26 protein-coding genes are annotated in these 26,210 nt (G+C 66.5%); 7 read left to right on the top strand and 19 right to left on the bottom strand.

The window, feature by feature from the left end; all coding sequences use genetic code 11:
• Window positions 1–7 precede the first annotated feature (7 nt).
• From AB0M74_RS04080 to AB0M74_RS04090, 3 genes are all read right to left on the bottom strand, one after another.
• Complete coding sequence (locus tag AB0M74_RS04080) at window positions 8–1,606, bottom strand: MFS transporter (protein WP_364901398.1); 1,599 nt, start codon at window positions 1,604–1,606, stop codon at window positions 8–10.
• Between the two features lie 73 nt (window positions 1,607–1,679).
• A complete protein-coding gene (locus AB0M74_RS04085; RefSeq protein WP_364901400.1) occupies window positions 1,680–1,859 on the bottom strand; it encodes a hypothetical protein in 180 nt (59 codons plus the stop codon).
• A 199-nt stretch (window positions 1,860–2,058) separates the two neighbouring features.
• The gene (locus tag AB0M74_RS04090; RefSeq protein ID WP_364901402.1) at window positions 2,059–2,304 is read right to left on the bottom strand and encodes a helix-turn-helix domain-containing protein; all 246 of its coding nucleotides are present in this window, start codon (window positions 2,302–2,304) and stop codon (window positions 2,059–2,061) included.
• Between the two features lie 18 nt (window positions 2,305–2,322).
• On the opposite strand from AB0M74_RS04090, the gene AB0M74_RS04095 reads away from it, so the two are divergent.
• Window positions 2,323–3,102, top strand: a complete 780-nt coding sequence (locus AB0M74_RS04095; RefSeq protein ID WP_364901404.1) for an META domain-containing protein — start codon at window positions 2,323–2,325, stop codon at window positions 3,100–3,102.
• A gap of 100 nt (window positions 3,103–3,202) precedes the next feature.
• Here AB0M74_RS04095 and tpiA read toward each other — a convergent pair whose 3' ends face one another.
• The 10 genes from tpiA to AB0M74_RS04145 form a co-directional block, all read right to left on the bottom strand.
• Window positions 3,203–3,988, bottom strand: coding sequence for a triose-phosphate isomerase (gene tpiA / locus AB0M74_RS04100; protein WP_364901406.1), 786 nt, complete (start codon window positions 3,986–3,988; stop codon window positions 3,203–3,205).
• Between the two features lie 2 nt (window positions 3,989–3,990).
• Window positions 3,991–5,205, bottom strand: a complete 1,215-nt coding sequence (locus AB0M74_RS04105; RefSeq protein WP_364901407.1) for a phosphoglycerate kinase — start codon at window positions 5,203–5,205, stop codon at window positions 3,991–3,993.
• 4 nt (window positions 5,206–5,209) lie between these two features.
• Window positions 5,210–6,229 (bottom strand): type I glyceraldehyde-3-phosphate dehydrogenase, encoded by a 1,020-nt coding sequence (gene gap, locus AB0M74_RS04110; RefSeq protein ID WP_364901409.1) that lies wholly within the window; start codon window positions 6,227–6,229, stop codon window positions 5,210–5,212.
• A 318-nt stretch (window positions 6,230–6,547) separates the two neighbouring features.
• Window positions 6,548–7,531 (bottom strand): DNA-binding protein WhiA, encoded by a 984-nt coding sequence (whiA, locus tag AB0M74_RS04115; RefSeq protein WP_364901411.1) that lies wholly within the window; start codon window positions 7,529–7,531, stop codon window positions 6,548–6,550.
• Entirely contained in the window at window positions 7,522–8,568 is a 1,047-nt protein-coding gene (yvcK, locus tag AB0M74_RS04120; protein ID WP_364901413.1) for a uridine diphosphate-N-acetylglucosamine-binding protein YvcK, read from the bottom strand. The genes whiA and yvcK overlap by 10 nt, the downstream gene beginning before the upstream one ends.
• On the bottom strand, window positions 8,565–9,548 hold the full coding sequence (gene rapZ / locus AB0M74_RS04125; RefSeq protein WP_364901415.1) for an RNase adapter RapZ: 984 nt from the start codon (window positions 9,546–9,548) through the stop codon (window positions 8,565–8,567). The genes yvcK and rapZ overlap by 4 nt, the downstream gene beginning before the upstream one ends.
• A 119-nt stretch (window positions 9,549–9,667) precedes the next feature.
• Window positions 9,668–11,752 carry an excinuclease ABC subunit UvrC gene (gene uvrC, locus AB0M74_RS04130; protein ID WP_364901417.1) on the bottom strand — a complete coding sequence of 695 codons (2,085 nt, stop codon included), beginning with the start codon at window positions 11,750–11,752 and terminating at the stop codon, window positions 9,668–9,670.
• An 88-nt stretch (window positions 11,753–11,840) separates the two neighbouring features.
• Complete coding sequence (locus tag AB0M74_RS04135) at window positions 11,841–12,341, bottom strand: hypothetical protein (RefSeq protein WP_364901419.1); 501 nt, start codon at window positions 12,339–12,341, stop codon at window positions 11,841–11,843.
• Window positions 12,342–12,549: 208 nt separating this feature from the next.
• Window positions 12,550–12,942 (bottom strand): hypothetical protein, encoded by a 393-nt coding sequence (locus AB0M74_RS04140; protein ID WP_364901421.1) that lies wholly within the window; start codon window positions 12,940–12,942, stop codon window positions 12,550–12,552.
• Window positions 12,943–13,166: 224 nt separating this feature from the next.
• Window positions 13,167–13,853: an HAD-IA family hydrolase gene (locus AB0M74_RS04145; RefSeq protein WP_364901423.1), complete on the bottom strand. Its 687-nt coding sequence runs from the start codon at window positions 13,851–13,853 to the stop codon at window positions 13,167–13,169.
• 96 nt (window positions 13,854–13,949) lie between these two features.
• Here AB0M74_RS04145 and AB0M74_RS04150 point away from each other — a divergent pair, with 96 nt between their 5' ends.
• The gene (locus tag AB0M74_RS04150) at window positions 13,950–15,896 is read left to right on the top strand and encodes a gamma-glutamyltransferase family protein (protein WP_364901425.1); all 1,947 of its coding nucleotides are present in this window, start codon (window positions 13,950–13,952) and stop codon (window positions 15,894–15,896) included.
• A gap of 250 nt (window positions 15,897–16,146) precedes the next feature.
• Here AB0M74_RS04150 and AB0M74_RS04155 read toward each other — a convergent pair whose 3' ends face one another.
• From AB0M74_RS04155 to AB0M74_RS04170, 4 genes are all read right to left on the bottom strand, one after another.
• Window positions 16,147–16,671 carry a PH domain-containing protein gene (locus AB0M74_RS04155; RefSeq protein WP_364901427.1) on the bottom strand — a complete coding sequence of 175 codons (525 nt, stop codon included), beginning with the start codon at window positions 16,669–16,671 and terminating at the stop codon, window positions 16,147–16,149.
• A gap of 4 nt (window positions 16,672–16,675) precedes the next feature.
• Entirely contained in the window at window positions 16,676–17,155 is a 480-nt protein-coding gene (gene ribH, locus AB0M74_RS04160) for a 6,7-dimethyl-8-ribityllumazine synthase (protein WP_364901429.1), read from the bottom strand.
• A gap of 37 nt (window positions 17,156–17,192) precedes the next feature.
• Complete coding sequence (locus AB0M74_RS04165; protein WP_328403020.1) at window positions 17,193–18,437, bottom strand: bifunctional 3,4-dihydroxy-2-butanone-4-phosphate synthase/GTP cyclohydrolase II; 1,245 nt, start codon at window positions 18,435–18,437, stop codon at window positions 17,193–17,195.
• Window positions 18,438–18,526: 89 nt separating this feature from the next.
• Window positions 18,527–19,150, bottom strand: a complete 624-nt coding sequence (locus AB0M74_RS04170) for a riboflavin synthase (RefSeq protein WP_364901431.1) — start codon at window positions 19,148–19,150, stop codon at window positions 18,527–18,529.
• Window positions 19,151–19,745: 595 nt separating this feature from the next.
• Here AB0M74_RS04170 and AB0M74_RS04175 point away from each other — a divergent pair.
• Window positions 19,746–20,216, top strand: a complete 471-nt coding sequence (locus AB0M74_RS04175) for a hypothetical protein (RefSeq protein ID WP_364901433.1) — start codon at window positions 19,746–19,748, stop codon at window positions 20,214–20,216.
• 34 nt (window positions 20,217–20,250) lie between these two features.
• Here AB0M74_RS04175 and rpe read toward each other — a convergent pair whose 3' ends face one another.
• Window positions 20,251–20,907, bottom strand: a complete 657-nt coding sequence (gene rpe, locus AB0M74_RS04180) for a ribulose-phosphate 3-epimerase (RefSeq protein ID WP_364901941.1) — start codon at window positions 20,905–20,907, stop codon at window positions 20,251–20,253.
• Window positions 20,908–21,003: 96 nt separating this feature from the next.
• On the opposite strand from rpe, the gene AB0M74_RS04185 reads away from it, so the two are divergent.
• The 4 genes from AB0M74_RS04185 to AB0M74_RS04200 all read left to right on the top strand — a co-directional run bounded on the left by AB0M74_RS04185 (window position 21,004) and on the right by AB0M74_RS04200 (window position 23,919).
• Window positions 21,004–21,426 (top strand): anti-sigma factor, encoded by a 423-nt coding sequence (locus AB0M74_RS04185; protein WP_328403027.1) that lies wholly within the window; start codon window positions 21,004–21,006, stop codon window positions 21,424–21,426.
• Between the two features lie 137 nt (window positions 21,427–21,563).
• Entirely contained in the window at window positions 21,564–22,367 is an 804-nt protein-coding gene (locus AB0M74_RS04190; protein WP_364901943.1) for an RNA polymerase sigma factor SigF, read from the top strand.
• Between the two features lie 216 nt (window positions 22,368–22,583).
• A complete protein-coding gene (locus tag AB0M74_RS04195) occupies window positions 22,584–22,916 on the top strand; it encodes a metalloregulator ArsR/SmtB family transcription factor (protein WP_364901435.1) in 333 nt (110 codons plus the stop codon).
• A 118-nt stretch (window positions 22,917–23,034) separates the two neighbouring features.
• Window positions 23,035–23,919: a TIGR03620 family F420-dependent LLM class oxidoreductase gene (locus AB0M74_RS04200; RefSeq protein ID WP_364901437.1), complete on the top strand. Its 885-nt coding sequence runs from the start codon at window positions 23,035–23,037 to the stop codon at window positions 23,917–23,919.
• 307 nt (window positions 23,920–24,226) lie between these two features.
• Here the strand turns inward: AB0M74_RS04200 and AB0M74_RS04205 are convergent, their stop codons facing one another.
• Window positions 24,227–25,696: a transcription antitermination factor NusB gene (locus AB0M74_RS04205; RefSeq protein WP_364901439.1), complete on the bottom strand. Its 1,470-nt coding sequence runs from the start codon at window positions 25,694–25,696 to the stop codon at window positions 24,227–24,229.
• Window positions 25,697–26,210 lie beyond the last annotated feature (514 nt).

Here is a 26,210-nt window from a genome sequence, read left to right on the forward strand (position 1 = left end):
GCCGGACCTAATGCGGCTCCACCGCGACCAGATGGGTGACCGTGTCGTCGCCGTTGGTGAACGCCGTCACGGCCTGTTCCCGCAGTTGATCTCGGGCGGTGAGCCGCACCTGATGCTGATGCATATGTTCGGCCCAGGACCGCACCACGAAAGCCTCGACATAACGGTCGAGCACACCGACGTCGCGATACAACCGCCACTCCATCGCGCCGGTGCGCTGCCGCGAACGCCCGACGAAGGCCATCGCGGCCAGGAACTCTTCGACGTTCTCCGCGGGCACGTCGTAGTTGCGCAGCACCAGCACCGGGCCGTCGGCCGGATCGGGCTCGACCACGAGCTGCGGTTCCGGCCAGAATGCCGACGGCCGCAGGTCCAACTCCTCGGCGTTGTGCCGGATCGGCAGCCAGACCGTGCTCACCGCGCAACAGGCGAGCAACGCGGCGGAAATGAGCATGGTCGACACCGTGCCGACCGCACCGGCGACCAGTCCCCACACCAGCGACCCGATCGCCTGACCGCCCATGAACACGAGCATGTACACCGACAACCCCCGCGCCCGTACCCACGCGGGCAAGAGCAGCTGCATGGTCGAGTTCAGTGTGGACATCGCCAGCAGCCAGGCCAGACCGGCGCCGACCAGGAGGAGGAGCACCACCGGCACCGAGTGCAGCAGCACTGTCCCTACCGTCGCGACGCCGAACAGCACCGCCGCCACAGCCAGTCGCCGCGTCGGGGTCAGCATCGAGCGCAATCGCGACAGCGTAAGTGCGCCGAGCACCGCACCGATGCCGAGGGCACCGAGCATCAGGCCGTAGCCGGCGGAAGACAGCCCGAATTCGTCGCGGGCGATGACCGGCAGCAAGGCCCACAACGCGCTCGCCGGTGCGATGAAGAAAATCGCGCGCAACAGCACGCGACGAATCGCGGGAGCTGCCCGAATGAAGCGGGTGCCCGCCTGCAGGGCCGCGAGGGGACGCTCGGTCGGCAGAGTCTGGTCGGTCCGCGGCCGCCGCCACAGCGCAAGCACCGTGACGATCCCACCGAAAGAAAGCGCATTGAGCACGAACACCAGGGTTGGCCCGGAGACGGAGACCAGCACACCGGCCACCGCGGGGCCGACTGCTCGCCCGATATTGATATTCATGCTGCCCAGCGCCGCGACGGAGATAATCTGTTCGCGCGGAACCAGTTCCGGCTGAATTGCCTGCCAGGCGGGTGCGGTGAGCGCCTGCCCACAACCCAGCAAGAACAGCAGTGTCAGCAGCACCGCAGGGGTGGTCTGCCCGGTCGCCGTCGATACCGCGAGCAACGCGGCGAGCAAGGCCATCACCGACTGCGCACCGAGCAACAGCCTGCGCCGATCGACCAGATCGGCGATCACCCCCGACGGGATGGCCAACAACATCACCGGCAGCGTGATCGCGGTCTGTACGAAGGAGACCAGCGTCGCGGCATTCGGCTCGTCGACCAGAATCCACTGCGCACCGACGGTCTGCATCCAGGTGCCCAGGTTGGACACCAGCTGCGCGATCCACAGTGCCCGATAGACCGGCGATCGCAACGGTGCCCAGGTGGATAGCGGGGTCGTTGCGTCGGCGGCGGTCACGGGGCTGAGCTTAGCGTCGCGTGCGGTCATGTTCCGGCTGAGGACGGAGCACTGGGTCGACGCAGCTCGCCGACTACTGCCCGTTGGACAGGGATTCGGCGTATGTCCTCAGCATGTCCTCGACCAGCTCCAGCGGCGACGTGTCGAGGTCAGGGCGCGCGTGCACCTTTCTGACGATCGCCCAGCCCGAAAACAGGTGCAGGACAAGGAAGAACAGGGATTCGCGCAGCCACGGCAGGAAGCGGCGCAGCACTCCGGATTGTTCGACGCCCCGCGATGACCTCCCCGGTAGTAGCTCGCCACCGGCGGCTCGATCCTGGTGCGCAGCTCGACGTCGGAACGAGCCGCGCGGTAGATCTCCCGCAACGCATGGTCGAGGTTCGACGATTGCGCCTCGCACAGGAACCGCAGCGCGAGGTCGAGTGAATCAACCTGTGCGTCAGGATGTTCCATTACCTCCCGGAAGGCGGCAAGCTGGCGGGCGAAGACCTCCTCCGAGGCACGATCAGGTCGAGCCCGCTATCGAAATGCCGGAACATCGCCCCGGCGGAAAGCGCTGCGCGCCCACAGATCTCCTGCACGGTGGCGCGCTGATAGCCCTCCTCACCGATCGCGGCGATGGGGCCCGGCACGGTCGGCCGCCGACAGCATCCGTCAATGGGCGGTCCGGAACGTGAATCCCGGTTTCGGCACCGCACCGTCGGTACGATCGCAACATGTCGGCTAACTTCGTGCGCCTCGGTCCGATCGTCCTGCTCACGTTATGGGCGGCTGCCTGCACGAACGACTCGGAGAACGCCGCCGGGCCCGGACCGACCCCAATGGGCCACACCTACGTCTCCACCGACATCGAGGGCACGCCGATACCGGGCGGCGGGCCGCTGACACTGACGTTCGCCGACGACCGTATCTCCGCCGCCGCCGGCTGCAACACCTTCAGCGGCGCGGTTGCCCTCGACGATCACAAGCTGAAGGTACCGGCGCTGGCAGGCACGCTGATGGCCTGCCCAGGTGACCGCGCGGGCACCGACGAATGGCTCACGACCCTGGTGAGCTCAACGCCGAGCTGGCAGCTCGACGACGCGAAACTCACCCTGCACGGCACCACCTCGACGGTGCACATGCTCGACAAGAAGCTCGCCCATCCCGACAAACCACTGACCGGCACCACCTGGATCGTCACCGAGACCACTACCCCCGACGCGAGGACCCGTTCCCAAACCATCGATGAGGTGAAACCGACCCTCACCATCGCCGGCGACGGCGCCGTGACGGGTAGCGGCGGCTGTAATCGTCTGACCGGCCGAGCCACCATCGCGGGCTCCGATGTCACCTTCCAGGTCGCCGCCACCAGGATGCTGTGCCCACCCGAGGTGATGGAAGTCGAGAACGCCGTCCTAGCGGCCCTCGACGGCAGAACCACCGCCACCATCGACGCGGACACCCTCACCCTGCGCAATGACCGCGGCAACGGCCTGATTTTGCGCGCCGGGTGAGCTGACGCGCCGAATCGCGCACCGGAACCGAAGTGTTCCCTGCCGAAGAACGAAGAGCCGGACATCGTGTCGATGTCCGGCTCTTCATTACGAGAAACGCTTACGGAAGTGGACCGCCCGCGGCGATCGCCGACAGGGTGGCAAACTCGTCACCCTTGAGCGAAGCGCCACCGACCAGCGCGCCGTCGATATCCGTCTGTGAGACGAGCTCGCCGACATTCTTGGCGTTCACCGAACCGCCGTAGAGCACCCGCACACCCGCGGCGACCTCCGGGTCGGCCAGCTGGGCCAGCTCGGCACGGATCGCGCCGCACACCTCCTGCGCGTCGGCAGGCGTGGCGACCTTGCCGGTCCCGATGGCCCAGACCGGTTCGTAGGCGATGACAACCTTCGAAATCTGTTCGGCCGATAGACCTTTCAGGGATCCTCGCAACTGCTCGAGGTTGTACTCGACGTGCGTGCCCGCCTCACGGATGTTCAGGCCCTCACCGATGCAGACGATCGGTGTGATCCCGTACTTCAGCGCCTGCTTCGCCTTGGCGAGCACGGTGGCGTCGTCCTCCAGGTGGTACTGCCGACGCTCCGAGTGCCCGACAACCACGTAGGTGCACCCCAGCTTGGCCAGCATGGATCCGCTGATCTCGCCGGTGTACGCGCCTTCGTCGCGGGTGGACACGTCCTGCGCACCGTAGGTGAGCAGCAGCTTGTCACCCTCCACCAGGGTCTGCACGCTGCGCAGATCGGTGAACGGCGGGACCACGGTGACGTCGACTTTGGCGAAGTACTTCTCCGGCAACGCGAATGCGATCTTCTGCACCAGAGCGATGGCCTCGAGGTGATTGAGGTTCATCTTCCAGTTGCCCGCGATGAGCGGCTTGCGTGCCATGGTCAGTCCTCCAGAACCGCGATGCCCGGAAGTTCCTTACCCTCCAGGTATTCCAGCGACGCGCCGCCGCCGGTGGAGATATGCGAGAAACCGTCCTCGGGCAAACCGAGCGCCCGCACCGCCGCAGCCGAATCACCGCCGCCGACAACAGTGAACGCACCCTTGCCGGTTGCGGTCACGATCGACTCGGCGACACCCCGGGTGCCTGCCTCGAACTTCTCGAACTCGAACACACCCATCGGGCCGTTCCAGAAGACGGTGCGCGCCTCGGTCAGCAGCGCCGCGAACCTGCTCACCGATTCGGGGCCGATGTCCAGACCCAGCCAACCCTCCGGAATTTCGTGGGCCGCAACGATCTTCGAGTCTGCATCGGCAGCGAACTTGTTCGCGACGACGATGTCACGCGGCAGGTGGATCACGTCGGCGTAGCGCTCGAGCAGACCCTTGCAGGTATCGATCATCTCCTCCTGCAGCAGCGAGGCACCCACCGGGAGCCCCTGTGCGGCAAGGAAGGTGAAGCACATACCGCCACCGATGACCAGCGTGTCGACTTTCGGCGCAAGCGCTTCGATGACCGCGAGCTTGTCGGAGACCTTCGAGCCGCCGAGCACAACTGCGTACGGACGTTCGGCGTTCTCGGTCAGCTTCGCGAGCACCTCGACCTCGGCGGCGACCAGCGTGCCCGCGTAATGCGGAAGCTGCTTCGCGACGTCGTAGACCGAGGCCTGCTTGCGATGCACGACACCGAAACCGTCGGAGACGAACGCACCATCGTCACCTACCAGCTCGACCAGCGCCGCGGCGAGCTTGGCCCGCTCGGCGTCGTCCTTGCTGGTCTCCCGCGGATCGAAGCGCACGTTCTCCAGCAGCAGCACATCACCGTCGGTGAGGCCCTCCGAGCGCGACAGTGCGTCGTAGCCGACGACGTCACCGGCGAGCTGGACATTGCGGCCGAGTAGCTCCGCCAGCTGCACCGCGACAGGAGCCAGCGAGAACTTCGGATCCGGCTTGCCCTCGGGGCGGCCGAGGTGCGCTGTGACGACCACCTTGGCACCGGCCTCGACCAGCGCCTTGATGGTGGGCACCGAGGCGATGATGCGGCCTGGATCGGTGATCTGACCGTTGTCGTCGAGGGGGACGTTCAGATCGGAGCGCACGAGCACGCCCCGACCCTCGACACCCTCGCTCAGGAGATCCTGGAGTGTCTTGACTGCCATCGTCTCAGAGCGACTTGCCGACGAGACCGATGAGGTCGGCGAGGCGGTTGGAGTAGCCCCACTCATTGTCGTACCAGCCGACGACCTTCACCTGATCGTCGATGACCTTGGTCAGCGGCGCGTCGTAGATGCAGGAGTGCGGGTCGGTGACGATGTCGCTGGACACGATCGGGTCCACGTTGTACTTCAGGAAGCCCTTCAGCGCACCTTCGGCGGCCGCCTGGTACGCGGCGTTGATCTCGTCGATGGAGGCCGACTTCGTCAGCTTCACGGTGAGGTCGGTGACCGAACCCGTCGGGACCGGGACACGCAGCGCGTAGCCGTCGAGCTTGCCGTTGAGCTCCGGGAGCACCAGGCCGATGGCCTTGGCCGCGCCGGTGCCGGTGGGCACGATGTTCAGCGCGGCGGCACGGGCGCGACGCAGGTCGCTGTGCGGGCCGTCCTGCAGGTTCTGGTCCTGCGTGTAGGCGTGGATGGTGGTCATCAGACCCCGCTCGATGCCGAAGCTGTCGTTCAGCACCTTCGCCAGCGGGCCGAGGCAGTTGGTGGTGCACGAGGCGTTGGAGATGATGTTCTGGCTGCCGTCGTACTTGTCATCGTTGACGCCCATGACGACAGTCAGGTCCTCACCCTTGGCGGGCGCGGAGATGATGACCTTCTTGGCGCCCGCGGCGATGTGGCCCTTGGCCTTGGTCGCGTCGGTGAAGATGCCGGTCGACTCGACGACGACGTCGACGCCCAGGTCACCCCAGGGCAGGGCGGCAGGGCCCTCCTTGATGGCCAGTGCCTTGATCCGCTGCTCGCCGACCACGATGGTGTCGTCGCCGTCCAGCGAGACGTCCTGCGGCAGACGGCCGAGGATCGAGTCGTACTTGAGCAGGGTCGCGAGGGTCGCGTTGTCGGTGAGGTCGTTGACCGCCACGATCTCGATGTCGGTGGTGCCGAGCGCCTTCTGCGCTTCCACCGCCCGGAAGAAGTTACGTCCGATACGACCGAAGCCGTTGATGCCTACCCGGACAGTCACGTTATCGCTCCTCAGCTTTCAAGCGGATTCATTCCGATGCCATAACCACCCTAATGCCCGGGCTGTGTGGGATTTGCAGCGCCTACGGCACTGCGTGTTCGCGGCCCCCTCGGTCTCGCGTCCGAGCAGCCGAGACTCGCGCCTCGGCGCGTGCACTTCGGCCACCCGGACGCGAGACGGGCCGCGAACGGTCGCCCGTAAGGCTCGCTCCGCGGCAGTCGGCTCGGCTCGAACCGACACCCGCGTTCAGATACTGCGAACCCGCCGCAGACCCCGGTCCGCGGCGGGTTCGAAACCGAACTGTCCGGTCGAAACAGCTCAGGCGTCGTCGAGTAGCTCTGCGGTGACGGCCGATTCGGTGTCGGGCACGCCCAAATCCTTGGCACGCCGATCGGCCATCGACAGCAGGCGCCGAATCCGGCCCGCCACAGCATCTTTCGTCATCGGCGGGTCGGCCAGCTGGCCGAGCTCCTCCAGCGACGCCTGACGATGCTGAACGCGCAGCTTGCCCGCGGCCGCGAGATGGTCGGGCACTTCGTCGCCGAGGATGTCCAACGCGCGTTCCACCCTGGCCGCCGCGGCAACCGCGGCGCGAGCCGAGCGGCGCAGGTTCGCGTCGTCGAAGTTCGCCAGCCGGTTCGCGGTGGCACGCACCTCGCGGCGCATCCTGCGCTCCTCCCAGGTGAGCCTGGTGTCCTGCGCCCCCATCCTGGTCAGCAGCGCGCCGATCGCCTCGCCGTCGCGGACGACAACCCGATCGGTGCCACGCACCTCGCGTGCCTTCGCCGTGATGCCGAGGCGCCGTGCGGCGCCGACCAATGCCAGTGCCGCCTCCGGGCCGGGGCAGCTCACCTCCAGCGCCGAGGAACGACCCGGCTCGGTGAGCGAGCCATGCGCGAGAAACGCTCCGCGCCAAGCCGCTTCGGCATCGCCGATGCTGCCGCCGACCACCTGGGCAGGCAGGCCGCGCACCGGACGCCCACGCACGTCGAGCAGCCCGGTCTGCCTGGCCAGCGCCTCACCCTCCTTGGACACGCGCACCACATAACGCGAGGTCTTGCGAAGACCGCCCGCACCGAGCACGTGCACATCGGAACCGTAGCCGTATAGCTCGAAGATCTCCCTGCGCAACCTGCGCGCAATGGAACCCATGTCCACCTCGGCCTCGACGATCACCCGCCCGCCGACGATGTGCAGGCCGCCCGCAAACCGCAGCAGCGCCGACAGTTCCGCCTTGCGGGAACTCACCTGTGAGACCGTGAGCCTGCTCAGCTCGTCCTTCACTTCGGCTGTCATCGCCACGAGACGCGCTCCTTTCCACCCAACCCGGAACGCACATCCTGACCCATGTGACGTCCCTCGACTCGAAGCCCTGCCATGTGTGGCCGAGGTTGCCGGATCAGCTGATCCAGTGCGGCGGCAAGCTTTCCGGGGTGATGCCGGTCCGTTCCCGCTTCGGCGACATCGGAGAAGGTTACTCGCGCCCGCAATTGTTCGGCAGCCCTGGCCACATGTTCTCTTTCGCGACCTTCCGGCACGGACCCGGAATCGACCAGTACCTCGTCGACCACGAATTCCGGTGCGTGCTGGGACAATACATGTAGGTGCCGTTCGGTGGAGAACCCCGCCGTCTCGCCCGGCTCGGCGGCGAGATTGAGCACAAGCACCTTTCTGGCTCTGGTGTACACCAGCGCGTCGCGCAGTTCGGGCACGAGCACGTGCGGAATCACACTGGTGAACCACGATCCGGGGCCGAGCACAACGACATCCGCGTGCTCGATGGCCGAGGTCGCCTCCTGGCTCGCGGGCGGATCCGACGGTATCAGCCGCACCCGCCGCACCTTACCCGGAGTCGTCGCTATGGCAACCTGTCCGCGAATACAGCGGCTGACTCGCGGATCTGCTTCCAGCCCAGAGACATCCGCTTCGATATCGAGCGCGATGGGCGACATCGGCAGCACTCTGCCGGTGACCCGCAACATCTTCGCGACCTCGTCGAGCGCGGCCACCGGATCACCGAGCACCTCGGTGAGACCGGCCAGTATCAGGTTTCCGACCGAATGCCCGGCCAGTGCGCCGGTGCCGCCGAACCGATGCTGGATGGTCCGGGTCAAGACGTCGTCGCTGTCGGCAGCTAGTGCGGCAAGCGCCATCCGCAGGTCGCCCGGCGGCGGCACACCCAGTTCCGCACGCAGTCGGCCAGAGGAGCCACCGTCGTCGGCGACGGTCACCACCGCGCAGATCTTCGTGGTCAGCCGCCGCACGGCCGTCAGCGTCGCATACAGGCCGTGCCCGCCACCCAGAGCAACGATGGCGGGATTGGATTCCCACCCGGTCATTCGCGCCCCAGATCCCGATGCACGATCCGCACGACATCCGCGGCTTCGCCGGTCCCCGCGCTTATCAACTCGCCCAGCGCTTCCGCAATTGCCACGCTGCGGTGCTTACCTCCGGTGCAGCCCACTGCCACCGTCATGTATCGCTTCCCCTCTTGGCGGTAACCATTCGTCGTCAGGTCGACCAGGTGGTGGCAGGTGCGCAGATAGTCGCCCGCGCCCGGGCGCGACAGCACATACTCGCTGACCACGGTCTCCTGTCCCGAATGTTCCCGAAGTTCCGGTATCCAATGTGGATTAGGTAGAAAACGCACATCCAACACCATGTCCGCGTCCAGCGGAACCCCGTACTTGAACCCGAAGGATTGCACGGTCACCTGCAGCGCGGCCGGCGCGCCGCCGCCATAGGCCTCCTCCAGCTTGCGATGCAGTTGGTGGACCGACAGCTCGGTGGTGTCGATGACGAGGTCAGCGGCAGTTTTCACGGTAGAGAGGCGGACTCGTTCCGCGGCGATGCCTGCCGAAAGGGTGCCATCGGTGCTTTCGCTCTGCAACGGGTGACGTCTGCGGGCGAAGCCGAAGCGCCGGATCAACACGTCGTCGGATGCCTCGAGGAACAGCACCCGTGTCCGTACGCCGCGGGCCCGCAGTTGCTCGGTGACGACGGAGAGATCACCGGTGAAGAATCGACTTCGCACGTCCATGACCAGGGCCAGTCTGCGGATCGGCGGATCGGCGGAGGCACCGAGCTCGACCATGCGCCCGATCAGCTCGGGCGGCAGGTTGTCCGCGACGTACCAGCCGAGATCCTCGAGCACCCGGGCCGCGGTGCCGCGTCCCGCACCGGAAAGGCCCGTCACGATAACGGCCTCGACCTCCCGCAACCCCCCCTCGACCGGCGTGAGGTCAGCATCCACCGAGCCGGCCCGCCCAGCGGTCGGCCGCGGACTGCCCGCACTGTTGTTCGATTCGACGCGTGTCATGTCCTACCGGATCTGTTTCAGGTGCCTGTCGATCATCCCGCACCGCTTCGGGTATCGGGCGCAGACACACAACGTAGGCGGCACGGAACTTCCGGCGGTTCCGAGGGCGCTGTTCCTTACTACTCCTCTCGAAGCGCTGCGAGCACCGCTTTGGCTGTCGCCACGCCGATGCCGGGCACTTCCGTGATCTCCTCGACTGTTGCCTCCTTCAACTTGGCCACCGAACCGAAGTGGGTGACCAACGCGGTCCGCCGCGCCGCGCCGAGGCCACGCACCGAGTCGAGAGCGGAGGCGGTCATCCGCCGCGAACGCTTGCTGCGGTGGAAGGTGATCGCGAATCGGTGCGCCTCGTCGCGAACTCGCTGCAACAGATACAGCGACTCACTGTTGCGCGGCATGATCACCGGGTCGCTCTCCCCCGGCACCCACACCTCCTCCAGCCGCTTGGCAAGGCCGATCACCGCGACATCGGTGATGCCGAGTTCGTCGAGCACCTCGGCCGCGGCGGCGACTTGGGGTGCACCGCCGTCGACGACATAGAGGTTCGGCGGGTAGGCGAACTTCTTCGGGCGGCCGGTGCGTGGATCGATGCCTGGAAGCGAGGGGAGATCGGCGTCGTCGTATGCGTCGACGATCGTCGCTTCCCGATCGACGACCGCGTCGGACCCGACTAGCTCCGGTTCGGCGCTGCCCGCGACGACGCCCGGCGGGCCGTCCAGTTCGCTGCGCTCGGCGGCGTCGCGGTCTCTGCGCAGCCGGAGGAACCTGCGACGGGTCACCTCGGCAATGCTGCCGACGTCGTCCGAGCGACCATCGCCCGCAGCCTCCTTGATCGCATAGTGGCGGTACTCGGACTTGCGCGGCAGGCCGTCCTCGAACACCACCAGGGAGGCCACCACATCGGTGCCCTGCACGTGGCTGATATCCACACATTCGATGCGCAACGGCGCGCTGTCGAGATCGAGTGCGTCCTGAATGTCTTGCAGCGCTTGCGATCTCGACGTCAGATCGCCTGCGCGCTTGAGCTTGTGCTGAGCCAGCGCCTCCATGGCGTTGCGCTGCACCGTCTCGGCGAGCGCCTTCTTGTCCCCGCGCTGCGGCACCCGCAGCTGCACCGCCGATCCGCGCAGCCTGCTCAACCATTCCTGGACCTGCTCGGCGTCGGCAGGCAATTGCGGAACGAGCACCTCCCGCGGCACCACGTGCGTGGGCTGCTCGTCCTCGCCCTGTTCGACCTGCGCCACCTGCTCGCCGTAGAACTGGGTGAGGAACTGTTCCACCAGGGCCGCCATTTCGCCACCGGCTTCCGGTACATCGATGGCGTCGCCGGATTTGTCGACCACCCAACCACGCTGGCCGCGGACCCGGCCGTCGCGGACGTGGAAGATCTGCACCGCCGCCTCCAATTCGTCGGTGGCGAAGGCGATCACGTCGGCGTCGGTGCCGGTGCCGAGCACGACGGCCTGCTTCTCGAGTGCCCTCCGCAGCGCCTGGACGTCGTCACGCAGCCGGGCGGCGGTCTCGAAATCGAGCTCTTCGGCAGCGTCGAGCATGCGGCGTTCCAATTGGCGCACCATGCGGTCGGTGCGCCCGGCCAGGAAGTCGCAGAAGTCGTCGACGATGTCGCGGTGCTCCTCGGCGCTCACCCTGCCGATGCACGGCGCCGCGCACTTATCGATGTAGCCCAGCAGGCAGGGGCGGCCGATCTGGTTGTGCCGCTTGAAGACTCCATTGGAGCAGGTCCGCGCAGGGAACACACGTAGCAGCAGGTCGAGGGTCTCACGGATCGCCCAGGCGTGCGCGTAGGGGCCGAAGTACCGCACACCCTTACGGCGCGCGCCGCGATACACGAACAGCCGCGGGTACTCCTCGTCGAGGGTGACCGCCAACACCGGATACGACTTGTCGTCGCGGTAGCGGACGTTGAAGCGCGGATCGAATTCCTTGATCCAGTTGTATTCCAGCTGCAGCGCTTCGACCTCGGTGGAGACGACCGTCCATTCCACGCTCGCGGCGGTGGTGACCATCTGCCGCGTCCGCGGGTGCAGCGAAGCGACATCGGCGAAGTACGAGTTCAGCCTACTGCGCAGGCTCTTGGCCTTGCCGACATAGATGACCCGCCCGTAGGAGTCCCGGAACTTGTACACACCGGGTTCGACGGGAATCGTGCCGGGCGCGGGCCGGTACGTCGCTGGATCTGCCACCCATCAAGCCTATCGAGCGGGTCCGACAGGCCGATCGGGGCCGACGCTCGGCCGGCACCGCAGCAACGTGCAGGACAAGCGCGGTCGATCAGGCTGTCTTGCGGAAGAACCATCCTGCCGATGCGGGGCGCAACAGCAGCCCGACGATCACGGCTGCGCCCGCGATGACCGCGAGGACCGGCAGGACGCCCACCTGAGACGGCAGCCCGGAAATGGTGGTGAAGAGTCCGATGAAGATCTGCACGCTCGCCAGGATCACCGCGGTCACCCAGACCCAGAGTTCCCTGAGCCCGAAGATCAAGACGTTGGCGGCGAGCACCCAGCTGGCAAAGAACTCGGCCGAACTAGCACTTGCGGATTCGACATTATCGAGCAGGCCGAGCACGAAATGCCCGAGAGTAAAGGCCACCAGGAACCCAGCCCCCAGCCGCACCCTGCGCACCGCCTCGGGCATGTTCGATGTGACGACGGCGAATCGGAAGAAATGACGGACCGTGGTGCTGGCATCGACCATTCGGCGGACCTTGGACAAGTCCCCGACTGCCGGAACGATTTTCGGCTCGTCCACGACAGCAACATTCGAAACCACGATCACTCCTCATCGAGCTTTGCGCCACGTCCTCACAGACGCGCAAATCGGACGCTATCGGAATGATCGGCCTGCTTACAATCGAGTAAGTACGCTTATGACGAGGGCCACAACCACGTTCGTTCTTCGGCTCGATGTGACTCACGCGACATGTCCCCACGCCAGAGCCGGTGACCTTCCGCGTCGAATAACGACACGAACCCCGAACTCAGCGCGCGGGAAGCGAGGCGCCAACGACAAACCAGGCTTGCGCCACGGGCCGCCGAAGCAACCAGGCAACAGCACAGCAAACGCTCGCAGAGTAGAGCACCGCAGCAATCCAGAGCGCGGGCGGAATGACATCGCTGCGCGCCCATACGCAGACCACAACCTGCAGAAATGCCAACACGATGGCAGTGAACCCCGCCCGCCGCCATCGACCGGCGAACCCGCACGCGACAAGCCCCAATATCGCACCGAAGACGAATTGAATCGAGGCCGCCCGCGCCGCGTCGGCACCGATGGTCGATCCCATGATCGCCGGATAGGCGATTCCGAATACCGCCATGCCCCATGCGGCTTCACGCGCCTCGCGAACCTGCGGGGGCATGCCGCCCAGCATTCGGGCCGCCAACGCGATGGCGCGATTCTCCGCAGCAGGGTCCGCGTACACAGCGCTCCCCCATTTCAACGAGGAAACCAGCGGACCCCCGACGGGCCCGCAGATCGCACCGTAATTCGACACGGTGGCCCAGACGATGCAATCTCCTACCACTGTGACACAGGACACAATCGAACGTTCGCGCTATCGCATGTCGACTCGGCGCTCGCGATTCGATCGGCCGATCAGCCGAGTTCGTACTGCTCCAGGACTCGCAGCAACGCATCTGGACGTTCCACCGTCGGCAAGGGGTCGACGCGGGCGAAACCGCAACCGAGGGCGGTCGCGCCGCCGTCGGCCTCCGCGCTGTCACCGACCATCAGCGCCGACTCGGCGGGCACGCCGAGTTCCTCGAGCGCGGCTCGGAAGATACGCGAATCCGGTTTGACGGAACCGACCTCGAAGGACAACACGAAGGTGTCGACCAACCGGTCCCAGCCTCGTGCCGCGAAGGTCGGACGCACATCGAACGCGATATTGCTGACCACACCGACCGGAATACGCTGCGCCGCGAGCATTTTCAGAACGTCCTCGGTGTCGGGATACGGCGTCCACGCCATCGGATCGACGAGCCTGCCGTACAACCGCTCCGCTTGCCGCACCGTCGGCACCCCGAACTGGCGCAGTACCTCGAGGTAGGCCTTTCGGTGTTGCATCGGATCCAGATCCCTTTGCTCCCAAGCGATCTGGCCTTCGACGTCGAACCGCACGGACTGACCGACAGGCGCCGTCATGCGCCGTAGGATCTCGGCCGTTTCGTGCGCATCGAACGGCTGCCCGTCTTCTCCGAGGAGATCATCGGCCCAGGATTCGTCATCCTCCAGCCGAAACAGCGTCCCGGAAAAGTCGAAGAGCACCGCCGCTACCGTCACCGAGCCAGCCTACCGGCCCGGACCGGCCGCTTATGACCTTCCCAGTGGCGGGGAAAACCGCACTGCGGGCGGCAGCGGAGCGATAAGGTTCCGTGAATGCGCGTGCGACACATCTGGACCGGGGCCGGCGCGGCCCTGGTCCTCACAGTGGGACTGGTGACAGGTTGTTCGTCCGACAGCGACAAGGCCGCGGCATGTGCCAGTGTGCCGAACGGGACTCCGGTGACAGCCGCACTCACCACGGCGGGTGCCACCACCACACAAAACATCAGCACCAACCCTGAGAGCGCGTCGGCTTATCGCAGCAATATGACTGCGGTCCGGACGAGCTCGTACGCCGTGGCCACGGCGAATCCGCTCGCCACCGAGGCGGCCTGCAAGGTACTGAACGATGGGGGCACTGCGGCCGACGCACTGATCACCGCACAAACAGTGCTCGGCTTGGTCGAGCCGCAATCGTCCGGAATCGGCGGCGGCTCGTTCATGCTCTACTACGACGCGGCGGCCAAGACCGTCGACGCCTACGACGGGCGCGAGGTCGCCCCGGCCGCCGCCACCGAGAACTACCTGCGCTGGATCAGCGATACCGACCGGACCGAACCCAAGCCGAACACCCGCGCGAGCGGTCGCGCCATCGGCGTCCCCGGTGTGCTGCGCATGCTGGAGCTCGCACATCAGGAACACGGTAAGACCGGTTGGCGTGAGCTGTTCGATCCCGCGGTGTCGTTGGCCGATCAAGGCTTCTCGATCAGCCCGCGGCTGGCCGGGCAGATCGCTGATTCCGCCAAAGATCTCGCTCTCGACGAGGCCTCGAAGGCCTACTTCCTCAACCCTGACGGCTCCGCCAAACCCGCGGGCACCAACCTGGCCAACCCGGCGATGGCGAAGGCGTTGGGCGCCATCGCCTCCGAGGGTGCGCAGGCGTTCTACACCGGCGCCATCGCCCGCGACATCGTCGACGCGGCCGCTTCGACGGCGGGCGGCCGCACTCCCGGTCTGATCACCGCGAACGACCTGGCCGGATACCAACCCAAGAAGCGGACCGCGTTGTGCACCGGTTACCGCACCCACGAGATCTGTGGCATGCCCGCCCCGTCCTCCGGCGGCATCGCCGTCGCCGCCACGCTCGGCATCTTGGAGAACTTCGACCTGGCCGCGCTGCGACCGGACACTGTCGATCACAACGGTGGGAAGCCGAAGGCAGAGGCGGTGCACCTCGTCTCCGAGGCGGAGCGGCTCGCCTACGCCGACCGCAACAAGTACGTGGCCGACACGGATTTCATTCCACTGCCTGGCAATTCACCGCAGACACTGCTGAACAGGGACTACCTGAAGCAGCGTTCCGCGCTGATCAACCCCGGCCGCAGCATGGGCACCGCGCAACCGGGCGACTTCGGCCCGGTCCCGGTCGGCGTCGGCCCGCAGCCCCCCGAGCACGGCACCAGCCACATCTCGGTCGTCGACAAGTACGGCAATGCCGCCTCGATGACGACGACGGTAGAGTCCGCGTTCGGCTCGTTCCATCTGGTCGACGGATTCGTTCTCAATAACCAACTCACCGATTTCTCGGCCGATCCGCTCGGCACCGACGGAGCACCGGTAGCCAACCGCGTGCAGCCGAACAAGCGCCCACGTAGTTCGATGAGCCCCACCTTGGTCTTCGATCGCGGGGCCGACGGCGCCCGGGGCGAACTCACCCAGGTCATCGGCTCCCCCGGCGGTTCGGTGATCATCCAGTTCGTGCTGAAGTCCCTTATCGGCGTGCTGGATTGGGGTCTCGACCCACAGCAGGCGGTCTCCGGCGTCGACTTCGGCGCGGCCAACACTCCGACGACCAATGTCGGCGGCGAACACCCTGCCATCAACGCCACCGACAACGGCGATCACGACCCACTGGTGCTCCGCCTCCGTGAACTCGGCCACCAGGTCTCGGTCGCTCCCCAGATCAGCGGCCTGAGCGCCCTGCAGCGCGACGGGACGAGCGGCTGGATCGGTGGCGCCGACCCTCGCCGCGAAGGCGCTGTCCTCGGCGACACGCACTGACCGCCTGGTGTCCGAGCCGGGATGTCCTCCCGGCTCGGACACCAGCCTTCGGTGACATCACAGTCCACCGACCTCAGCCCAGCCAACCCCGCCCGCACCCAAGAATCGGCCACGGCACCCACCTTCCCCTTCTTCCTGCCGCGGACGACTGACACACCAGGGCGGGGCGCTCACGCGATGCGCCGCACATGATGAGCCACGCACCATTACGGCCGACCGGCAGGACGGCGAGTTGTGGTGGTGGGCAGCGCTATTCGGCGGTGGTGTACTTCGAACCGAGCTCGCGGAGCCGATCCAGGGCACGGGCCGCATGCTCTTTGTCATTGGAGCGGATGGCGAGCAACGGGACATAGTCGTCGTCGATCAGTTCGAGGCGGGCCCAGGACTTACGGTCCTGGAAGGAGACACCTCGGATGTGCTCCCAGGGGAACACGGTGTCGCCGAGGATGTTTCGGACCGCGACGCCGCGCGCACCGGCGCGGAGCCTGGGCCTGGTCAGCAGCAGCACCGCGGCAGCCGCAAGCAGGCCGATGCCCATCATCGCCAGCTGGTCGGCCGGGCGAAAGTTGACGCCGGTCGAGCCGGTGCGTAACCAGATACCGCCCGCGATGAAGACCGCGGCGAGCACCGTCGCGACGATCCACGCGGTGCGGACCGCGCGACGCGGGCGCACTTCGAGCTCCCACTCCGGGGTGTCGCCCTGTCCCGCAGCCGAGTCGGCGGGCGCGCTCGCCCCGGCGCCGGGCTTCCTTCGCCAGATCCGGACGACGGGCATCGGTCTACGCGGACCGACGCAGGGTACGCAGGGTCAGCGCGGCGTCGAGCGCTGCCGCGGCGGCCTGTTCACCCTTGTTCTCGGCAGATCCGGGCAGCCCGGCCCTGTCCAGGGCCTGTTCCTCGTTGTTGGTGGTCAGCACGCCGTTGGCGACAGGCTTGCCCGCATCCAGCGAGACCCGGGTCAGACCGGCGGTCACCGCATCACAGACGTATTCGAAATGCGGTGTACCACCGCGGATCACCACACCGAGCGCGACCACCGCATCATGCGTGCGGGCCAACTCCTGTGCAACCACCGGCAGCTCCATCGCACCCGCGCACCGCACCACCGTTACCTGCGAGACACCGGCTTCCTTCGCCACCCGTTCCGCGTTCGCGACCAGCGTGTCGCAGATCTGCGTGTGCCAACGCGACGCGACGATGCCGAGCTTGAGCTTCTTGGCATCCTCCAGCGCGAATGTCGGTACGCCGGTACCGCTCATCGAAGTCCGTCCTTCCGGATCTCGTCGACTGTGTGTATCACTGCGCGGTCTCGCCGAGGTCGAGCTCGTCGAGGCCGATCAGGTCGTGGCCCATCCGGTCCCGCTTGGTCCGCAAGTACCGCAGGTTTTCCGCGTTGGCGCGCAATGGCATCGGGACCCGGTCGGTGATCTTCAGCCCGTAACCGTCCAAGCCGACGCGCTTGGCCGGATTGTTGGTGAGCAGCCGCATCGAGCGAATGCCGAGGTCGACCAGGATCTGCGCGCCGGTGCCGTAATCGCGCGCATCCGCGGGCAATCCGAGCTCCAGGTTCGCATCGACGGTGTCGTGGCCGGAGTCCTGCAGTTGGTAGGCCTGCAGTTTGTGCATCAGACCGATGCCGCGGCCCTCGTGGCCACGCATGTACAGCACCACACCGCGGCCCTCCTGGGCCACCATCTCCAGCGCGGCATCTAGCTGCGGACCGCAATCGCAGCGCAACGAACCGAACACGTCGCCGGTGAGGCATTCCGAATGCACCCGCACCAGCACGTCCTCGCCGTCGGAGATGTCGCCACGCACCAGCGCGACATGCTCCACCTCGTCGTAGATGCTCTGGTAGCCGACGGCCTTGAATTCGCCGTGCGCCGTGGGGATCCGCGCCTCAGCGACCCGCACCACATGCTTCTCGTGCTTGCGTCGCCAGGCGATCATGTCGGCGATCGAGATCAGCGCCAGGTTGTGCTCGTCAGCGAAGACGCGCAACTCCTCGGTGCGGGCCATGTGGCCCTCGTCCTTCTGGCTGACGATCTCGCAGATCACACCCGCAGGACGTAGGCCTGCCATCCGGGACAGATCCACCGCGGCCTCGGTGTGGCCGGGGCGACGCAGCACGCCGCCGTCCTTGGCGCGCAGCGGCACCACGTGGCCGGGCCTGGTGAAATCGTCGGCCTTCGTTTCCGCCGCGGCGAGCAGACGCATGGTGGTCGCACGGTCCGCGCCGGAGATGCCGGTGGTGATGCCTTCGCGGGCGTCGACCGACACGGTGTAGGCGGTGCCGTGCTTGTCCTGATTCAGCGCGTACATCGGCGGCAGGCCGAGCCGATCGCAGTCGTCACCGGTCAGCGGCACGCAGATATAACCAGAGGTGTAGCGAATCATGAAGGCCACCAACTCGGGGGTCGCCTTCTCCGCCGCGAAGATGAGGTCGCCCTCGTTCTCGCGGTCCTCGTCGTCCACGACGACGACCGCCTTACCGGCGGCGATATCGGCGACTGCGCGCTCGATGGTGTCGAACCTGGTCACGTCTGCTGTGCTCCATCTCGAAAAGGGTGCGTCCCTAACACTACGGCGTCCGCCGTATGTCTCCGGCGGCGCATATGCGACCGACCGGTTCAGCCCCGTTGCTGGAGCCGCTCGACGTACTTGGCGATCACGTCCACTTCCAGATTGACCGTGGTGCCCACCGTCGCGGCGCCGAGATTGGTCATCGTGAGAGTGGTCGGGATGAGCGAAACCTCGAACCAGTCACAATTGCCGTCGGCGGCCGGTTCCTCCGAAAGGCCGAGGCCGGAGACCGTCAGTGAGATTCCGTCGACGGTGATCGACCCCTTCGCCACGACATAACGGGCGATCGCGTCGGGCAGCGAGATCCGCACGACCTCCCAGTTCTCCGAGGGTGTACGGGAGAGCACGGTGCCGGTGCCGTCGACATGCCCCTGCACGAGGTGTCCGCCGAGCCTGCTGTCGAGCGCGGCCGCGCGTTCCAGGTTGACCCGGGCACCGGTGCCGAGGCCGCCGATGCTGGAGCGGTTCAACGTCTCCTGCATCACGTCGACGGTGAACGAGTCGCCATCGATCACCTCGACCACGGTCAGGCACACCCCGTTCACGGCAATCGAATCTCCGTGTCCGGCATCGGAGGTCACCAGCTTGCCCCTGATCGTCAGCCGAGCGGCGTCGGCCAACTGCTCGGTGGCGACGATCTCGCCGAGCTCCTCGACGATGCCTGTGAACATGCCTTGACTCCCTGTCGCGTCGTTTCTACCGGTTGCCGAAACGGCTCGGGCCGGGCTGCTATTCCCGCCGGCCGGTGCCGGACCAGCCTAACGACGGGTGTCGGCGGGCGACCAGCACGGTTCCATCCAGTGGCCGGGAAACCCTGACCCCACGGCCGACACCGGAACCAGACCGCTGGGCTGGTCGGATCGCGCCGAACTTGACGCCAATTATTGTTCGCTGCCGAATCATGACCGAGCATGAGGAAATATCGCCGTTTACCTGTCGGCGATCAATATCAATTCATATTTTCGAAACCGGGCGGATGAATTTCGCTCGCGACTCGTAATGTGGGATTCCGCTGAGTACCCAGCCGAAACACGATTACACCGAATGCTTGCGTGGGAGAAAAATTGGATGCAATATTGTTATGTAGCTGATTCCTGACGTTCAACTTGAGCAGTTCAGTGCGGAGCGGTTCGACCCGAGGTCCGTTGCGGCCCCAGGGAGTTCGATCCAGGGAAGTCCACCACTCGAGGAAGACAGAAACAGCGCCGTGGGTCAAATAGACAGCACGATGGGTCAAATCAGGTTCGACACACTTGGGGGTGTTGCGTGACCACTCTTCTGGATTCGACGCTGGAAGTTCGCTGTGGGCAGTATCGGCGCGAATTTCATATGCCTGCATCAATCGACCCGACGTCGCGCCGCATATTACTGCATATCGGCACGCACTACGGAGCCATCACCATGCCCGCGGAGCTCGGCGAACAAGTCCAGCACAAGCTCACCCAGGCCCAGATCGCCGCACCGGTCGTCCATCATCCGCGCGCGCGGCGGTGGACCTTCATCACCGGCCCCGCCCGGCTCGACACACTCAGCACCGCCGTGTCCGCCGAACTGTTCCGGCTGTATGCCACCGTCGCCTGCACCGGAAGCCAGGTCGTGCTGCCATCACCGGACGACGAACGCACCGGCTACCGAACCTGGATACAGCCACCGGAGAACGCGACAACACTGCCGCCATTGAGCGCGGTCGTCGAAGCGACCCGCATCCTCGGTGCTACGAAAGTTCACTCGTCATAACGAGATTCGGGACCCCAGGGACCCGAATGTCGAGTTACTGGACGCGCAGCGCGGCTGCACGCCGCCGCAACGCGGCGACGGTGGCACCGGGATCGGCCGTGTTGTAGACGGCGGATCCGGCGACGAAGCAGTCGATTCCGGCCTCCGCCGCCGCCTCGATCGTGTCGTTGTTGATGCCACCGTCGATCTCCACGATCAGCCGCAGCTCACCCGCGTCGACGAGCCTGCGCACGATGCGCGCCTTCTCCAGCACGTGCGCGATGAAGGACTGCCCGCCGAAACCGGGTTCCACGCTCATCACGAGCAGAGTGTCGAACTCACGCAGGATCTCCAGGTACGGCTCGATCGGCGTGTTCGGCTTCACCGAGAGTCCGGCCTTCGCCCCCGCCGCTCGGATGTCACGGGCGACCGCAATCGGATCGTCGGTCGCCTCGGCGTGGAAAGTGACGTTGTGTGCACCCGCCTCCGCGTACGGCGGCGCCCAGCGGCCCGGGTCATCGATCATCAGGTGGCAATCCAGCGGAATGTCGGTCGCCTTCAACAGGCTCTCGACCACCGGCAGCCCGAGCGTCAGGTTCGGCACGAAGTGCGCGTCCATCACATCGACGTGCAACCAGTCAGCGCCCTCCACAGCTTTGACCTCGTCGGCGAGGTGCGCGAAGTCCGCGGACAGGATGGACGGGGCGATCATCGGGGCGGCCGGGCGCGAAAACGTCGAAGAGGACACAACGCGGCAGTCTAACGGTACTGAGGGTTGCCCCGGCCAGGAGTGGGTAGCCTGCATAGGGTGATCAACATTTCGGCGGAACAGGGGCTTTACAGCACCCCGGTGGAGATTCGCGTAGCTGCGTCGGTGACACAGCTACCCATTGTGCGTGGGCTCGCCGAAACCCTCGTCCTGCTCAGCGATTTCACCCTGGACGAGGTGGCCGACATCAGGCTCGCGGTGGACGAGGTGTGCTCGACGCTCATCGCGGTCGCGGCGCCGGACACCAGCCTGCACTGCCGGTTCACCGTGGGTGAGACGGAGTTGCTGGTGCGGGTCAGCGGTGTGGCGGGCAGCGAGGGGCTGCCCGATCAGCGCAGCTTCGGGTGGCATGTACTACGCACGCTCACTGATGTGGTGGAGGCAACACAGGATTCGTACGATGCGGCCGTCTCCGGATATCCGACGACGGTGGAGTTCCGTCGGGTCCGGGGGAAGGCGTAGTGGCGGACGAAAACGCTGTGTCGGACAAACGCGCTGAGCCGGATGAGAGCGCTGTGTCGGACGACAACGTGGTGCCGGACGAAACTGTGGTGTCGGAGGCGGACGCAAGAGCGGAGGATGAGGTCGAACCGGCTCAGGTGGAGGATTCCGCCGAGGTGGCCGAAACGCTCGAAGAGGCCGGGTCCAGCGGAGGATACGACGACGTCGCCGCCCTCTTCGAGCAACTCTCCGCGAGCACGCCGGGTACTGCGAGACACACCGCGCTGCGCGCTGAATTGATCGGCCGCTGCATCCCGCTCGCCGACCACATCGCCAGAAAATTCAGCGGGCGCGGTGAGCCGTTCGACGATCTCACCCAGGTCGCCAGGGTCGGTTTGGTACACGCGGTCGACCGATTCGATATCTCGCGCGGCTCGAACTTCCTGTCATTTGCCGTGCCGACCATCATGGGCGAGGTCCGGCGCTATTTCCGTGACAACACCTGGGCGATGCGCGTGCCGCGCCGTGTCAAGGAGACGCATCTGCGCATCGGCGCGGCCATCGATTCGCTGTCCCAGTCGTTGGGCCGCTCCCCCACCGCGAAAGAGATCGCGGCCGAACTCGACGTGGATCCCGATGAGGTGACCCAGGCGGTCATCGCGGGCAACGCCTACCAGCCGAGCTCCATCGACGCCGCCTCACTCGGTCGCGACACCGATGCCTCGCTGCTGGACACCCTCGGCGAGGAGGAATCCCAGTTCGATCGGGTGGAGGAATACGTCGCCATCCGGCCGCTGCTCGCCGGTCTGCCGGAACGCGAGCGACGCATCCTCACCATGCGGTTCTTCGAGTCGATGACCCAGACGCAGATCGCCCAGCGCATGGGCATTTCGCAGATGCACGTCTCGCGCATCCTGGCGAAAACGCTTGCCCGGCTCCGCGAGCAGTCCACACGGGACTGAAGAGAGGTCACGCTCAACGTTTGGTTCGGCGAACCGATCGTCATTTTGTTGATTCCATGGAACTGCGAGTGGTTGTTGTAGCGCTGGCGGTTTCCTGTGCGGTTGTGCGTGATGAGGGCGCTGTCGAGTATGGCCGGTTTCCGATGCGTCGCGGAGGGAGCTGCTCGTTGTATCGACATTCTTCGAATTGTCAGTGAACGAGCCTATACTGCGGGCATGGCGAAGACTTCAGCCGCACCGGACCCCCGCCTGGTACAGACCCTGCGGGCACTGGCGAACCCCATGCGGCTGCAGTTGCTGCAGTGGCTGCGCGAACCGGAGCGCAACTTCAACCTGGATGGGGCGATCGCGGATCCGCACGAGGTGGGCGTATGCGTGACCCACATCCAGGCCAAGGTGGGGCTGGCCCAGTCGACAGTGTCCGCGTACATGGCCGAGTTGGAGCGCGCCGACCTGGTGCGCTCGACTCGAGTCGGCAAGTGGACCCACTATCGGCGCGACGAAGAACGCATCGCCGAGCTGGTCGCCGAGCTCGGCCGGAGTCTCTGAGGCGCAGGTGAGCCGGGTAGGTGACCATCACCGCTTGACTTCATATCGGAATTACGCGATTCTACGATACATCGAGAATCTTCGATAGAACGATGTATCACGCCCGAGGAGTCAGCTGATGAACACGATCGACGGCCGGGATCTCGGCACGTTCGGGATCTACACCTGGGATTTCGAGCACCGATCGGCGGCACAGATCCGCGCCGATATCCAGGAACTGGAAGACCTGGGGTGGCGGAGTTTCTGGTTCCCCGAAGTCGGCGGCCGCGAGGCATTCACGCACGCCGGCCTGCTACTCGCCGCCACCCGGCGAATCCACATCGTCAACGGGATCGCCACCATCGGGCAGCGCACGGCCCGTGCCACCCACGGCGCCACGCAGCTGCTCGCCGACGCCTACCCCGGCCGGCATGTGCTCGGGCTCGGCGTCAGCGCCGGGATACCGGGGGTAAAGCCGCTCGCGGCCATCACCAGTTACCTCGATGAGCTGGATGCGCTCGCAGCCGACACCCCGCAACCGCGGAACACCCGCGTGCTGGCCGCCTACGGTCCCAAGATGCTCGAGCAAGCCCGCGACCGTGCGGCCGGCGCCCACACCTACAAGGTCACCGTCGAGCACACGGCACAGGCACGAGAAATACTGGGGCCGAAAGCGTTTCTCGGTGTCGAACATGCGGTGCTGTTCGAGTCCGACCCCGAGGCCGCACGCGCGATCGCCCGCACACACCTGCATGTGTACCTGAACACCCCCTTCAATGTGGCGAAGTTCCGCCGCCTGGGCTATTCCGAGGATGACGTCACTGGAGGCGGCAGCGACCGCCTGGTCGACGACCTGGTGTTCTGGGGAGAACCCGACACCATCGTCGAGAAGCTGCGCGCACACGTCGACGCCGGGGCCGATCACGTTGCCGCCCAAGTGATCGGCATCGAGCCGGGCCACACTGCCATGCCGCAGTGGCGGCTGCTCGCCGAAGCAATACTGCCCGAGGGCATCGCCACCTGAATCGCCGGGCGTCGAACCGCCGCGATCGCCGAACACAGCCACCGTCGCGCGATGTGCTGCCCGGTCAGCCTCGCGGCGGTCCGGCCTTGGGTCGAAGCATCCGGCGGCAGCGACGAACGGCCCAGCATGCCGGCTTCCGGGGCTCGAGTAATCCCCGGCGAGGATTTGGTCGAGGGTATTGGAAACTCCGCAGGTAACGACGACTTCCACAGCAGGAATTCGCTTTCCGCACTTCGATCCGCACACCCGAACTCGATGCGCCCCGGCCGTCGGGCCGTGACCCGGCTGCTCGTGACTCCGTAGGCGACTACTCCACCGGTTTGCGCAGCGCCGCGAGGAACATCGCATCGGTGCCGTGGCGGTGCGGCCACAGTTGCACGCCGGGGCCGTCGCCGAGACCGGTGACGCCGGGGAACAGGTCGCGGGCGTCCAATTGGGTTGCTCCGGTGCGGCGCACGGCGTCGGCGACGATAGCGACAGTCTCCTGCAGGTGCGGGGAGCAGGTGGAGTAGACCACCACGCCGCCTGGGCGCACGAGTTCCCATGCGGCGGCCAGCAATTCGCGTTGCAGCACGACCAGCTCGGCCACATCGGACGGAGTGCGGCGCCAGCGGGCTTCCGGCCTGCGCCGGAGCGCGCCGAGACCGGTGCACGGCGCATCGACCAGGACGCGGTCGTATCCGGGGGTCAGTCCGCTGCTGCGGCCGTCAGCGACGTGCACGTCGACGGGTAGGTTGTGCACGGCCTTGCGGACGAGTTCGGCGCGGTGCTGCGCGGGCTCGATCGCATCGACGCGGTGGCCGTCGATGGCAGCAAGCGCACCGAGCAGTGCCGCCTTGCCTCCCGGGCCTGCGCAGAGGTCGAGCCAGCGGCCGTTGTCGGGGCCGTCCAGCGGTGCGCGAGTGAGTGCGAGTGCTACCAGCTGGCTGCCCTCGTCCTGTACTGCCGCCATGCCCTCACGCACCGGCTCCAGTTTTCCGGGATCGCCGCCTTCGAGGTACACCGCATAGGGCGACCATCGGCCCTCCTCACCACCGGTCACCAGCGCCAACTCCTCTGCGGTGATCTCGCCCGGGCGTGCGACCAGGTGCACTATCGGGCGAGCGTCATCGGCGGCCAGGACCTCTCGCAGCTCGCCCGCCTGCGCGCCGAGGGCGTCGGCGAACGCCTGCGCGATCCACGTCGGATGCGCGAACTCGAACGCCAACCGACCGATCGGATCCCGCGGTGCGAGCACCTCGACCCACTCGTCGACGGACTTCTCACCTGCCCTGCGCAGCACCGCGTTGACAAATCCCGCCTTGCCCGCACCGAATTCGGCACGCGCCAGCGCCACCGAGGTGTCCACCGCCGCATGGGCCCCGATCCTGGTGCGCAGCAGCTGATACACACCGAGCCGCAACACATCCAGTAGCGGCCCGTCGATCTCGCCGATCGGCCGTCCCGCACCATCGGCGATCACCGCATCCAACAGTCCCCGCGATCGGCAGGTGCCGTAGGCGAGCTCGGTGGCCAGCGCAGCATCCCGACCGGAGATCTTGCGCTCCCGAAGCAGTGCGGGCAGGACAAGGTTCGCATAGGCGTCGCGTTCCCGAACCGCGCGCAGCACGTCGAGCGCTACGAGCCGTACCGCGTCTACCGAACCCGCCCAGGCGCGCTCGTCCCGTCCGGTCCGCGAAGTATTCGAGCCCTTCTGCCGTGCAGCACCTTTCGAGTCCTTTTGCCGTGCAGCACCTTTCGACGCTGGGCGCCCGGACCGGTCGGCACCGCCTCGCACCCGATCACCCGACGGCGTCGCCCCTGTTTTGTGAGGCCGCTCACCCGATCGCCGAACCGGGTCACCCTGCCCGCGCGGCCCATCCTTGCCCGGCCCCGGTGGGCTCCACGATCCACGTCCCGTACCACCCGCATCCCGCCCCTGTGCCGAGTTGCTACGCCCGCCCTGAGTGCCCTGCGCGGCCCCGCGGCGGACCCCAGCATTGCGGGACCCCCGATCGGACTGCCCCGTCGCCGCACCTTGGCTCTGGCCGCGTTGCCCTCGACGTGCCTCGCCGGGACGGCTCTGATCGCCGTCTGCGGCCTCGCTGCGTTGGCCGGTTGCTTTCCCCGCACCGGACTTGCTGCCTTGACCGCCGCGCTGCCCCCGCGGCGTGGCTCCGGTGTCGCGGGCTCCCGAGGAACCGCTGCGGCCCGCGTCTTTCGACGGCGGCGGGTCCTGTCGGTCGCCACCACGATTCTGGTGTGTCGAGTCTCCGCCGCGGGCCGAGTCGTCGTGCAAGGCCGAATCCTTT

Origin of the sequence: Nocardia sp. NPDC051463 (genome assembly GCF_040681975.1) — a bacterium.
In the GTDB taxonomy this organism is placed as follows: Bacteria; Actinomycetota; Actinomycetes; order Mycobacteriales; family Mycobacteriaceae; genus Nocardia.

What these genes read in the sequence shown, in the direction of transcription:
- rpe (WP_364901941.1), bottom strand. Translation starts at nt 20,907, where the DNA reads ATGATCGCCCCGTCCATCCTGTCCGCGGACTTCGCGCACCTCGCCGAC.
- AB0M74_RS04105 (WP_364901407.1), bottom strand. Translation starts at nt 5,205, where the DNA reads ATGGCAGTCAAGACACTCCAGGATCTCCTGAGCGAGGGTGTCGAGGGT.
- AB0M74_RS04140 (WP_364901421.1), bottom strand. Translation starts at nt 12,942, where the DNA reads ATGCTGGGCGGCATGCCCCCGCAGGTTCGCGAGGCGCGTGAAGCCGCA.
- AB0M74_RS04155 (WP_364901427.1), bottom strand. Translation starts at nt 16,671, where the DNA reads ATGCCCGTCGTCCGGATCTGGCGAAGGAAGCCCGGCGCCGGGGCGAGC.
- AB0M74_RS04150 (WP_364901425.1), top strand. Translation starts at nt 13,950, where the DNA reads ATGCGCGTGCGACACATCTGGACCGGGGCCGGCGCGGCCCTGGTCCTC.
- AB0M74_RS04095 (WP_364901404.1), top strand. Translation starts at nt 2,323, where the DNA reads ATGTCGGCTAACTTCGTGCGCCTCGGTCCGATCGTCCTGCTCACGTTA.
- AB0M74_RS04195 (WP_364901435.1), top strand. Translation starts at nt 22,584, where the DNA reads ATGGCGAAGACTTCAGCCGCACCGGACCCCCGCCTGGTACAGACCCTG.
- AB0M74_RS04170 (WP_364901431.1), bottom strand. Translation starts at nt 19,150, where the DNA reads ATGTTCACAGGCATCGTCGAGGAGCTCGGCGAGATCGTCGCCACCGAG.
- AB0M74_RS04200 (WP_364901437.1), top strand. Translation starts at nt 23,035, where the DNA reads ATGAACACGATCGACGGCCGGGATCTCGGCACGTTCGGGATCTACACC.
- yvcK (WP_364901413.1), bottom strand. Translation starts at nt 8,568, where the DNA reads ATGACCGGGTGGGAATCCAATCCCGCCATCGTTGCTCTGGGTGGCGGG.
- tpiA (WP_364901406.1), bottom strand. Translation starts at nt 3,988, where the DNA reads ATGGCACGCAAGCCGCTCATCGCGGGCAACTGGAAGATGAACCTCAAT.
- ribH (WP_364901429.1), bottom strand. Translation starts at nt 17,155, where the DNA reads ATGAGCGGTACCGGCGTACCGACATTCGCGCTGGAGGATGCCAAGAAG.
- rapZ (WP_364901415.1), bottom strand. Translation starts at nt 9,548, where the DNA reads ATGACACGCGTCGAATCGAACAACAGTGCGGGCAGTCCGCGGCCGACC.